This is a genomic window from Oleiphilus sp. HI0080 (genome assembly GCF_001635135.1).
Window position 1 is genome coordinate 1 of sequence record NZ_LWFU01000483.1, and the last position, 10,324, is coordinate 10,324.

Below are 10,324 nucleotides of genomic sequence, written 5' to 3' on the forward strand. Positions count from 1 at the left end.
GCGCACCTCGATCTGCACCGGCCAGACCGCTCATATCGCCTGCATTGGCGGGCATACGTAATTGCATACACTGATACGCCAGATCGGCAAAAGGATGACCAAGCGTCGATAGCTCCCAATCAAGCACTGCAATGACGCGCACCTCATCGGGCGCGAACATCATGTTGTCAAGGCGGTAGTCGCCATGTACTAGCGATACCCGTCCATCATCCTCTGGAATATGTTGCTCTAACCATTCAATTAATTGGTCCATCGCCGGGATTTTCTGAGTCTCTGAATCTCGATACTGCTTCGTCCAACGAGAAAGTTGGCGCTCAAAGTAGTTACCTGGTTTACCGTAATCGGCTAAGCCAACGGCATCCACATCAACAGAATGGATCGCTGCTAGCACCTTACCCATTTCCTCGTAGGCCTGCGTACGTTCTTCGTTTGACGGAAGTTTTGGCAAAGCTGCATCCCAAAAGATACGTCCTTCACAACACTCCATCACGTAGAACATGGAGCCAATAACGTCTCTATCTTCACAAAGGTGATACACCTTAGGTGTTGGTACAGCGCTTTTTTCGAGTGCCTTGTAAACACGATACTCACGATCAACGGCATGGGCCGACTTCAATAACTTGCCTGGTGGCTGCCTGCGCAGAACATACTGGCCTTTGTCTGTTGTTAGTTTGAATGTTGGATTCGACTGGCCACCAGAGAATTTTTCTGCACTTTGCAGTGCACCAAAACCGTCAATATGTTTGCCGAGATAAGCGCCTAAAGCTGCAAGATCGAGCGAATCCACTTCAGGGTTCGTCGTTTCCGTCATCGTTTCCGTCGTCGTTTCCGTCATAATCTTTCCTCTTCTTTTTGTTATCTCTGGATTAACGAGACATGGCAGCATACGCGCCGGCATAGCCAGCCGCGAGCCCACGACCAAGCTGCATCATATGCACCTCGTCTGGCCCGTCAGCCAAGCGCACAACGCGCGCCATCTGATAAGCCTGAGGTAAGAATGTATCCTGACTCAATCCCATCGCGCCATGAATCTGCATCGCTCGATCAATGACATCACATGCCATTTGAGGTGCAACAATCTTGATCATCGAAATAAGAGACTTTGCCCCCTTGTTACCCAAGCGATCCATTTGATCTGCCGCCTTCAACGTTAACAAACGCGCCTGCTCAATTTCACAGTACGACTTTGCAATCGCCTCACGCACCGAACCCTGTTTGCTGAGAGGACGGCCAAAGGCAACGCGTGTTTCGGCACGCACACACATCATCTCCAAAGCGCGTTGCGCTGCGCCAACTAAACGCATGCAGTGGTGAATACGACCTGGGCCCAAACGGCCCTGCGCGATTTCAAAACCACGACCTTCACCAAGAATGATGTTCTCAGCGGGCACCCGCACGTTATCAAACACAATGTCTGCATGCCCTTCCGGTGCATCATCGTTACCAAACACTTTCATTGGGCGCACCACGTTCACGCCAGGCGTATTCATCGGAACAAGCACCTGAGATTGCTGAACGTACTTGTTGTCGTTGTCCGGATCGCTCTTGCCCATCACTATCATGATTTCACAGCGTGGGTCACACGCTCCTGAGATGTACCATTTACGGCCATTGATCACATACTCATCACCATCACGCACGATACTGGTTTCGATATTGGTGGCATCACAAGACGCGACATCTGGCTCTGTCATCGCAAAAGCAGAACGTATTTCTCCAGCCAGCAAAGGCTCAAGCCATCGTTTCTTTTGTTCTTCAGAACCATAGCGGACTAACACTTCCATATTGCCCGTGTCAGGCGCGCTGCAGTTAAAGATCTCCGAGCCAAAGCGAGTACGACCCATGATCTCTGCGAGTGGCGCGTACTCAAGGTTGCTAAGGCCTGCACCGTAGTCTGACTCAGGCAAGAACAAATTCCACAAGCCCTGCTCTTTTGCGAGCGCTTTTAACTCTTCAATTTGAGGTGGAATAGTCCAGCGGTCTTCGCCGTTCTCAATGGCCTCGTTTAACGTATTTTCAATTGGGAAAAGGTGCGTATCCAGGAAACCCTGAACTTGTTTCATTAACTGTTTGGTACGATCTGAATATTCGAATTCCATCTGTCTCTTCCTAATGTAAGCGTCGCGGTTACGTTTGCGACTTCAGCGCTTGCCGGCTTGCGTATTTGCACAGACAGTACAAATACCCGCGTTTAAATCAGACAACCAGTGTAAAAAGCCGAACAAAATCATTGAAGTTTATTTCATTTATATCGTTTAATAAGTTTCAGTGATCACGCTACATAAAACTCGCTAAATACCAAGGCTAAAGGGGTGAATGAGCATGCAACTTTCGAAAATCGATATGAACCTATTTATCGTGCTCGACACAATTTACAGCGAACGGAAGCTCACCAAAGCGGCGGAAGTACTGCATATCACCCAACCAGCTGTCAGCAATGCGCTAGCGAGGCTTCGAGGCCACTTTAATGACGAGTTGTTTGTCCGGCAGTCGGGTCAAATGGTGCCTACACCCTTAACCGAGAATATTATCGAGCGCGTACGCGAAGCCCTGGCGTCTCTTCAGAGCAGCTTAAACGAGCATGACGCATTTGATCCGCAGCAATCCAATCGCACCTTTCGCTTCTCGATGAACGACACGTCTGAGGCTTACGTTTTACCTCGACTGATGGAGGTAATCGAAAGTGAAGCGCCAAACATTAATATTGAAAGCTATACCATTCCTCGAGCGGACATGGTGCGCGCATTTAGTGCGGGCGAGCTGGACTTTGCTTTGGATGTACCAATCATCAACCATAGCGATCTGGTGAATACCCCTCTCACGACGGATCGCTACGTATGCGTAGCGCGCAGCGAACATCCTCGTATCGCAAGTACATTGTCACTCGATCAATATATGTCTGAGGCACACATTCACGTCTCGAGCCGTCGAAAAGGCGGCGGACAGATTGACGCCTATCTCGGACGACTGGGCCTACAAAGAAACATTAAACTGCGTATTCAGCATTCCAGAGCTGCGCGACCCATCGTAGCCAAAACAGACATGCTACTAACCATTCCTGAAAGTCTAACTAGGGGAACAAACTTGCAAGTGTTAGAACTGCCGTTTGCAATTCCAATGTTGGACTGGCACTTGTATTGGGCTGGGCGACATGAGAGCGACCGAGCACACCAATGGATGCGAGAGAGAATTTTCGATATTTTCAGAGAGTAAACATCCCACAAATACGTGCCATGTTTTCTAGCCAATCGGCATTATTTCTTTTGGCAAATGAGTACGCTATCTTAATCGCACTAAATTTCATTAAAACAATAAGAGAGCTCCATGAACGAAAATACCTTTAAGCTATCCATCGGCCTGTCTGCTGCGATTTTTCTCGCGGTCTTTATCTTTTACGTTAGCCCCAATGCTTTAGCAGATGGCGATATTATCGGCGCCTTTGCAGCGGGATTCGTCAATCCCTACGCGACCGGCTACTCCATCGATGTGATTATGTGCTGGTTTATTATGAGCGCGTGGATTCTTTACGAGCGTCAGCAATATGGCTACAAATACGGCTACCTTTGCATTGCCCTTGGAATGATGCCCGGTGCAGCTGTTGGCTTTGCGCTCTACTTATATTTACGAATGAAGCAGCAGTCCCCACAAGCTGCAATCAGCGAATGAACATTAGCTCACAGCGATGATCCGCGTCTTCAGTCACGACAATGCGATGGTCGTGCACAACATCAAAAACATTCTGGAAAACAATGGCATTGCCTGCGAGCTGAAAAACCAGTTCGGAGGAAGTGCCGCCGGAGAGGTACCGCCCATCGAAGTTTGGCCGGAGATTTGGGTCGAAGAGACACATCTCGACAAAGCGGTTGAACTGATCGAAGACGTCATGCATGGCGTCAGTGATAAAACGCACTGGCGATGCTCTAACTGCTCTGAAGAGAACCCTCCTGCTTTTGAGATTTGCTGGAATTGCGAGAAAGAAGTATCACTTGATGAACGGTAAACGATGAAAACAACACTCCAATACCAATCACAGTTAGACTGGGCTTTAGCCCACGGACTCTTTTTACACCCTTCAATCGAACGACGCGAAGTCAATGGTATTTACGGGATGTATGCTACGGCGGATATTCCGAAGGAAACTCTATTGGCAAGCTTCCCATGCGATCAACTTATCGATTCAACAAAAGGGCCTTTTGGGGACTCTGAAGATGCTAGAGCGCTAAACTGGCTCCACGCAGCCGCCTGCGAGCTGGGGAACAAAAACACAACCTTCAACGGAGTCATCGCGGGATTTGAGAGTCTTGCGGAACTAAAACGCTATTCGTATTACTTTTTTAATGAGGACGATCTTGCCACCCTAAATGATATGCACCCAGTTCTATGCATGTGGGTTCGAGAAGCCAAACAACAGGCCGACCATATCATTGATATTGTTGCAAAAGCAGAGCCCTCTTGCAGTAAAGAAGACATCGTTTGCACTTATCTAAATATGCGCAGCCGAGCATTTCACCCCTTTGGCGTTGTCCCTGTGCTCGATCAATTCAACCATTCTGATCTACTTGGGCAATCAGACAAGTTCAGCGACGGAAAGCTCTGTGTCCACGCGAAAGTTGATTATCAAGCCGGAGCACAACTCTTTATTAGCTATGGGGCGAAAGACCTCTATGATCATGCGATTCACTATAATTATTTTGACCAAGGCGGCCCGCACTTTATAAATTTCGGCAAAAAAGCAGTTCACTCTGCCGAGGGCGCTATTGGTCAGAAAGTGCTCGCGCACATCAAACGATTTTTCCCGGTCAACGAACTCGATATCGCCGGACAAAAAGCTTTCAATCTAAACGCTCCACTGGTTCTGCTGATCGAAGATTCGCCCTCTGTCGATTTAGTCAAAGCGTTAACCGAGATAAGCAGAGTTCGGATCAACAAGCCGGCTCAAGAGACGGAAGTAAAAGCATTTGCGATAGACTATTTTCGGACGCTACTGGACGACCAGATAAAGCTCAATCAAGTTGACCAAGTCGATGAGTCTACCGTCCCCGATAAGCTATTACGCTTTTATCATCTTTTGAAAAAAGAAAAAGCCATGTTAATGGCAAATAGACAGAAGTTGCCTACTTAGCAGATCGGTATAGCACGTCGATATCAAGCGCGCGATTGATGCTGGAGGGAGAGCAGTCACTCGCTATTGAGAAGCATCTCTACAAAGCTTGGCAATGCTTCGCCTGCTTTCCCTTCGACATGCCTGTCAAAACTGGTATGCACTGCTGAAGGCTCTAGGTTAATTTCTATTGTTTCAGCACCTGCACGATTTGCGATTTCAACGAAACCCGCCGCTGGATACACGTTCCCTGAAGTACCAATAGACAGAAACAAATCGCACTGCTCCAATGCTTGGTAGATTTCATCCATATAGAGTGGCATTTCACCAAACCAAACAACATGAGGGCGTAGTTCTCCGACAGCACCGCAATTCGAGCACACAGATTTCTGCGTGGTAGCGACTTCAGTCGCTTCCAGCGACGCACATACCTGACAACGTACCTTTAACAGCTCACCATGCATATGCCTGAGGTTGACCGAACCGGCGCGCTCATGCAGATCATCAATATTTTGTGTGACGAGCAAAAAGGACTGCCCATTGAGCCGCATTTCGCGCTCGAGATGGACTAGCGCTTTATGTGCGGGGTTCGGCTGAATATCAGGGGAAAGCAAACCCGCTCGCCGCTGATTATAGAAGTCGAGCACTAACTCCGGATCACGCTCAAACCCTTCAGGCGAAGCCACATCTTCAACCCGGTGATTCTCCCATAAGCCGTCACTGGCGCGAAAAGTTTGAATGCCTGATTCTGCAGAAATTCCCGCGCCGGTGAGCACAACAACTGAGCGATATCTCATGAATGAATCTTCCGTCTTCTGTGTGATTTATTCTTCTCTATCCAAGATACGCAAAGCACGCAGCCAAATCTCTTCTTTGAGCGCGAGCGACATCGCCGCATATGCCGGACTAGTCGAAGGCATTACGGATGATTCTAGTCCTCTTTCATAGAGAAAGGTTTTCCCCAAATGCTTTTGGAAGGTCTTGGCAGAGGCTTGGCCGTTAAACAACACGATTTGCAGCGTAGGATGTCTCTCAAAAAATCCGCAAAAGTCATTTACCGAAACAGTGCGAGTGTCGATGTCTGCATCCATACTTCCGGGCCGATGACAGCTCGCAATCGTATCCCAAACCGAAACACCTTTGTTCATTAGCGCGAGCGTTCTTTGTTGATAATCCGCATCATGCGCTACCCCCGTTAACGTCGCCATAATCTTCCAGAAGGCGTTTTGCGGATGGCCGTAATACTGTTGCAGTTCCAATGATTTTTGACTGGGCATACTGCCAAGAACAAGGACTCTTGTTTTGTCGCTCTCCAATGGAGGGAAAGCGACATCGATCTGTTTATCCGGCTGAGTGCTAGTCACAATGCGCGATAACAGCCGCAGAGGAACGCTTGGCTTTCTCCAGCGCGGCATCAAGGCTTTCGTCCCGCGCCAAAGCAACACCCATACGACGCTTACCGGCAACTTCCGGTTTACCAAATAAGCGTAGGCTTGTGCCCACCTCGGCCAATGCATCATTTAGTCCAGAGAAGCGCACGTTGCGGCTATCACCTTCAACCAAAACAACGGACGAGGCGGACGCGCCAAGCAGTTCGATCTCTGGAATAGGCAAACCAAGAAAAGCACGCGCATGCAGCGCGAATTCAGACAAGTTCTGAGAGATGAGTGTCACCAGCCCAGTATCATGCGGACGTGGTGACACTTCGCTGAAGTAAACATCGTCACCCTTGATAAACAGCTCAACACCGAACAAGCCGTTACCGCCAAGACTGGTCGTCACTTTGTCTGCAATATCCTTGGCACGTTGCAAAGCTAGATCTGACATTGCCTGAGGTTGCCATGACTGTTGATAGTCACCGTCTTTCTGGACGTGTCCGACGGGCGCGCAAAAAGAGGTGTTACCGCCATGGCGCACCGTCAACAAGGTAATCTCGTAGTCGAAGTCGACACTGCCCTCAACAATGACCTTACCCTTACCTGCTCGACCACCGGACTGCGCGTAATCCCATGCAGCCTGAATCTGGCTTGCATCGGTTAAACGGCTCTGCCCTTTACCTGAAGAACTCATAATCGGTTTAACGAAGCACGGAAAGCCAATGCGCTGTACCGCCGCAGAAAAATCGTCAAAGTTATCTGCAAACGCATAGCTTGATGTTGGCAAGCCAAGCTCTTGTGCTGCCAATGAGCGAATGCCTTCACGATTCATTGTGAGGTTTACCGCGCGAGCTGAAGGTACAATTTGGAAACCTTCGTCTTCAAGCTTTAACAACTCCGATGTCGCGATTGCTTCAATCTCGGGAACAATGAAATCCGGCTTTTCGTGTTCGATCACATGACGTAAAGCGCTTGCGTCCAACATATCAACCACATGAGATCTATGGGCTACCTGCATGCCGGGTGCGTTCTCATAACGATCAACCGCAATGACCTCTACGCCAAGACGCTGAAGCTCAATGATCACTTCTTTGCCTAATTCTCCAGCACCACAAAAAAGCACCTTTGTTGCGTTTTCCGTCAACGCCGTTCCGAGTGTTGTCATTATTCCGTCCTGTTATCCAGCCTCATAAAAATAAGGCCAGAGTATGGAATACCCCGGCCTTTCTCTTTGTTCTTAAATATACGCACTTTTTTCGCGCTCGCGCACCTTGACCATAATCTCCGCTTTTTCAGCTTCAGATTTAGCCCCCCAACCGGCTATTTCTTGGCCGCTTCTGTGGCAACCAACGCAAATATCGGAGTCATCTAGTGCACAAATACTGACGCATGGGGAGGCAATAGGTTTTACTTCGTTCTCTGTCATGAATGCTCGTCTTCAAGTTTCTGTAAATGCTTTAGGTAAAGCTGCGAGTTCGACACATAATGCCCCGCGCTCATTTCAAGCATCTTCATTTGTGGTTCTGATAGCGTACGTTTTACCTTGGCAGGACTCCCAACAACCATTGATCCATCAGGAATTTCCATGTTCTCGGTTACCAGTGCGTTGGCGCCTATCAAGCAATGCTTGCCAATTTTAGCGCCATTCAGCACAACCGCGTTAATGCCGATCAGGCTGAAATCACCGATTTCACAACCATGTAACATCGCCTTATGGCCAACCGTAACGCCCCTGCCGATGTTGATCGGGCAGCGGGGGTCAACATGCAGTACTGCAGCGTCTTGAATATTGCTCTGCGGCCCAATGACCACTTTATCGTTATCAGCGCGAATCACCACGTTAAACCAAATGCTTGCGTCTTCATGCAGCTCAATGTCACCCACCAAGGTGGCGTTAGAGGCGACAAAACCTGGTTTTCCGATCAACTTTGGCGCTTTATCTTTCAGGCTGTACATCAAATCTACTCCGCTGATAATCATCGAATATTGTTATATTTGCGTCCATAGCAAGATTCAGGAACTCCACCAATACGATGGCGGTCAAACCCCAGATCTCATATTGCTCGTTATTGTGGATGTAGTGGTACGATGGAACCTGCAATGCAATACCTTTGTAGGTCATCCGATCTAATCGGCTCGGCTTCGTGTCGATAAAGTATTCCAGGGGAACCTTAAACACGCTGTCTAGCTCGTCGAGGTTGGGTTGTATCGGGATGTTCTCCGGAACGAGACCAACATAAGGCGTAACCTGAATACCATGCAGCGACACCACTTGACTCAGAGGGCCAATCAATTCTACAGCCTCTGGAGGAATGCCGACTTCTTCATGCGTCTCTCGCAATGCCGTTGTTTCTAGGGAAAGATCTTCTTCATCAAATTTCCCGCCGGGAAAAGCGACTTGCCCACTATGGGTTGAGAGCGCAGCTGAGCGTCTTGTCAGAATGACCTCCGGCGTAGACGCGTTGCGCGTGACCGGGACGAGCACACCCGCCTGCGGCAAGCCTTCACCCAGTTTGCGCGGTTTGTAAGCCTGAAGGCGAGATGTAAACTGATTTATAAGGCTCATCGAATAATACTACTAATTTGAGGCTACGAACCTTAGCATAGGGGCTAAGAATTGTTAACGAGTGCCCTACCAAACGGTGAGCACCACAATGATAAAGCGAAGACGGACACATTATCGATGAAATACTGCAGTGGTTGCGGCGAAGAAGTAACGCAAAAAATACCCGATGACGACACAAGACACAGGTATGTCTGCCTCGGATGCGAAACCATTCATTATCAAAACCCAAACATCGTTGCTGGGACTATTCCTGTCCACGAAGGCAAAGTCTTATTGTGCAAACGCGCAATAGAACCCCGGCACGGTTATTGGACGCTACCGGCGGGTTTTATGGAAAACCAAGAAACCACGATGGAAGCCGCTGCCCGCGAAACCTGGGAAGAAGCCGAAGCGAGAGTCAAGTTACACACCTTGTATACGGTCATTAATGTTCCGCAGATTGATCAGGTACATATGTATTTTCTTGCTACATTAATTGACGGCAAGTTTGGCGTTGGCAGCGAAAGCCTCGAATGCCAGCTCTTTGAAGAAGACGAAATCCCGTGGGATGATCTAGCCTTTCCGACTGTAAAAAGAACCCTCAAACTCTACTTTGAAGACCGACAGCATGGCGAGTTTTCAACGCATGTCTCAGATATTTATAGAGAACCCAGAGAACCCGAGTTCGAAGTCATTCAAGATGATTAGAAGTCCGTTTCAAGCTTGAGAACGTGGAAGGCCGGCTCTTCATAAGGGTGGGCCTTTTTTAATGCCTGAACAACGGCCTTTAACTCACTCTTCTGACACACCATCTCTACTTTATACTCATCAAGTCGCTCAAGCCGGTTGTGCTTCCCGATAAATGGCGCTGCACCGTCGATCGGCCGAAACTGGCCTTGCCCACGCGCTTGCCAACAACAATGTTCATAATCGCCCAGTCGACCTCCGCCGGCTTCAAACACACTATTCTTAACGGTTTCTACATATTCTTCCGGAACGTAAAAGCACAAAAAATAATCGGGTTGATCTGACATAAACTTATGCACACTTTCTGTGGATAACTCTGGGGGTAAGACATAAAAAACGCGCAAGAATAGCGATAATACGCACGTTTGAAACAGCTTGAGGGCTTTTTGATCAAAACACAATAAAAGCTATTAAAAACAATACGTTAAGATTTTCAATACTTCTAAGATATTTTTTCCAACCCAGCAAATTCAAGGCATAGCAAAGCAGTGCAAACTTTGTGCATAAAAAACATTACGCACCAAAAATAAGCACACAAGCTGACAACATTTAGTG

Annotated in this window: 14 protein-coding genes; 5 read left to right on the forward strand and 9 right to left on the reverse strand. The window is 48.3% G+C overall.

Annotated elements, in window-relative coordinates:
- On the reverse strand, window positions 1-835 hold an 835-nt coding region (locus tag A3751_RS10045), incomplete at its 3' end, for a phosphotransferase family protein (protein ID WP_231876869.1).
- A 31-nt stretch (window positions 836-866) separates the two neighbouring features.
- Complete coding sequence (locus A3751_RS10050; RefSeq protein WP_068455223.1) at window positions 867-2,099, reverse strand: acyl-CoA dehydrogenase family protein; 1,233 nt, start codon at window positions 2,097-2,099, stop codon at window positions 867-869.
- 223 nt (window positions 2,100-2,322) lie between these two features.
- Between A3751_RS10050 and A3751_RS10055 the strand changes: the two genes are divergently transcribed.
- The 4 genes from A3751_RS10055 (at window position 2,323) to A3751_RS10070 (ending at window position 5,122) form a co-directional block, all read left to right on the forward strand.
- Window positions 2,323-3,213 (forward strand): LysR family transcriptional regulator, encoded by an 891-nt coding sequence (locus A3751_RS10055; protein ID WP_068455262.1) that lies wholly within the window; start codon window positions 2,323-2,325, stop codon window positions 3,211-3,213.
- 111 nt (window positions 3,214-3,324) lie between these two features.
- Entirely contained in the window at window positions 3,325-3,666 is a 342-nt protein-coding gene (locus A3751_RS10060; protein WP_068455226.1) for a DUF2834 domain-containing protein, read from the forward strand.
- A 16-nt stretch (window positions 3,667-3,682) separates the two neighbouring features.
- Window positions 3,683-4,000 carry a DUF2007 domain-containing protein gene (locus tag A3751_RS10065; RefSeq protein WP_068455233.1) on the forward strand — a complete coding sequence of 106 codons (318 nt, stop codon included), beginning with the start codon at window positions 3,683-3,685 and terminating at the stop codon, window positions 3,998-4,000.
- 3 nt (window positions 4,001-4,003) lie between these two features.
- Entirely contained in the window at window positions 4,004-5,122 is a 1,119-nt protein-coding gene (locus A3751_RS10070; protein WP_068466602.1) for an SET domain-containing protein-lysine N-methyltransferase, read from the forward strand.
- Between the two features lie 56 nt (window positions 5,123-5,178).
- Here the strand turns inward: A3751_RS10070 and cobB are convergent, their stop codons facing one another.
- From cobB to A3751_RS10100, 6 genes are all read right to left on the reverse strand, one after another.
- Window positions 5,179-5,898 (reverse strand): Sir2 family NAD+-dependent deacetylase, encoded by a 720-nt coding sequence (cobB, locus tag A3751_RS10075; RefSeq protein ID WP_068455241.1) that lies wholly within the window; start codon window positions 5,896-5,898, stop codon window positions 5,179-5,181.
- 27 nt (window positions 5,899-5,925) lie between these two features.
- Window positions 5,926-6,465 carry a DNA-deoxyinosine glycosylase gene (locus tag A3751_RS10080; RefSeq protein ID WP_197466267.1) on the reverse strand — a complete coding sequence of 180 codons (540 nt, stop codon included), beginning with the start codon at window positions 6,463-6,465 and terminating at the stop codon, window positions 5,926-5,928.
- A complete protein-coding gene (gene purT / locus A3751_RS10085; protein WP_068455245.1) occupies window positions 6,458-7,642 on the reverse strand; it encodes a formate-dependent phosphoribosylglycinamide formyltransferase in 1,185 nt (394 codons plus the stop codon). The genes A3751_RS10080 and purT overlap by 8 nt, the downstream gene beginning before the upstream one ends.
- A 72-nt stretch (window positions 7,643-7,714) precedes the next feature.
- Window positions 7,715-7,903: a DUF1289 domain-containing protein gene (locus A3751_RS10090; protein ID WP_068455250.1), complete on the reverse strand. Its 189-nt coding sequence runs from the start codon at window positions 7,901-7,903 to the stop codon at window positions 7,715-7,717.
- The gene (locus tag A3751_RS10095) at window positions 7,900-8,433 is read right to left on the reverse strand and encodes a gamma carbonic anhydrase family protein (protein WP_231876870.1); all 534 of its coding nucleotides are present in this window, start codon (window positions 8,431-8,433) and stop codon (window positions 7,900-7,902) included. The genes A3751_RS10090 and A3751_RS10095 overlap by 4 nt, the downstream gene beginning before the upstream one ends.
- Window positions 8,414-9,043: a CoA pyrophosphatase gene (locus A3751_RS10100; protein WP_068455253.1), complete on the reverse strand. Its 630-nt coding sequence runs from the start codon at window positions 9,041-9,043 to the stop codon at window positions 8,414-8,416. Before A3751_RS10100 ends, A3751_RS10095 begins: the two co-directional genes overlap by 20 nt.
- 117 nt (window positions 9,044-9,160) lie before the next feature.
- Here A3751_RS10100 and A3751_RS10105 point away from each other — a divergent pair, with 117 nt between their 5' ends.
- The gene (locus A3751_RS10105) at window positions 9,161-9,730 is read left to right on the forward strand and encodes an NUDIX hydrolase (RefSeq protein ID WP_068455256.1); all 570 of its coding nucleotides are present in this window, start codon (window positions 9,161-9,163) and stop codon (window positions 9,728-9,730) included.
- Here the strand turns inward: A3751_RS10105 and A3751_RS10110 are convergent.
- Window positions 9,727-10,056 (reverse strand): NGG1p interacting factor NIF3, encoded by a 330-nt coding sequence (locus A3751_RS10110; RefSeq protein WP_068455271.1) that lies wholly within the window; start codon window positions 10,054-10,056, stop codon window positions 9,727-9,729. The genes A3751_RS10105 and A3751_RS10110 overlap by 4 nt on opposite strands.
- Window positions 10,057-10,324: the final 268 nt, after the last annotated feature.

Excerpts from the sequence above, each read along its gene's own strand:
- A3751_RS10050 (WP_068455223.1), bottom strand. The coding sequence starts at position 2,099 with ATGGAATTCGAATATTCAGATCGTACCAAACAGTTAATGAAACAAGTT.
- A3751_RS10055 (WP_068455262.1), top strand. The coding sequence starts at position 2,323 with ATGCAACTTTCGAAAATCGATATGAACCTATTTATCGTGCTCGACACA.
- A3751_RS10060 (WP_068455226.1), top strand. The coding sequence starts at position 3,325 with ATGAACGAAAATACCTTTAAGCTATCCATCGGCCTGTCTGCTGCGATT.
- A3751_RS10065 (WP_068455233.1), top strand. The coding sequence starts at position 3,683 with ATGATCCGCGTCTTCAGTCACGACAATGCGATGGTCGTGCACAACATC.
- A3751_RS10070 (WP_068466602.1), top strand. The coding sequence starts at position 4,004 with ATGAAAACAACACTCCAATACCAATCACAGTTAGACTGGGCTTTAGCC.
- cobB (WP_068455241.1), bottom strand. The coding sequence starts at position 5,898 with ATGAGATATCGCTCAGTTGTTGTGCTCACCGGCGCGGGAATTTCTGCA.
- purT (WP_068455245.1), bottom strand. The coding sequence starts at position 7,642 with ATGACAACACTCGGAACGGCGTTGACGGAAAACGCAACAAAGGTGCTT.
- A3751_RS10090 (WP_068455250.1), bottom strand. The coding sequence starts at position 7,903 with ATGACAGAGAACGAAGTAAAACCTATTGCCTCCCCATGCGTCAGTATT.
- A3751_RS10095 (WP_231876870.1), bottom strand. The coding sequence starts at position 8,433 with ATGTACAGCCTGAAAGATAAAGCGCCAAAGTTGATCGGAAAACCAGGT.
- A3751_RS10100 (WP_068455253.1), bottom strand. The coding sequence starts at position 9,043 with ATGAGCCTTATAAATCAGTTTACATCTCGCCTTCAGGCTTACAAACCG.
- A3751_RS10105 (WP_068455256.1), top strand. The coding sequence starts at position 9,161 with ATGAAATACTGCAGTGGTTGCGGCGAAGAAGTAACGCAAAAAATACCC.
- A3751_RS10110 (WP_068455271.1), bottom strand. The coding sequence starts at position 10,056 with ATGTCAGATCAACCCGATTATTTTTTGTGCTTTTACGTTCCGGAAGAA.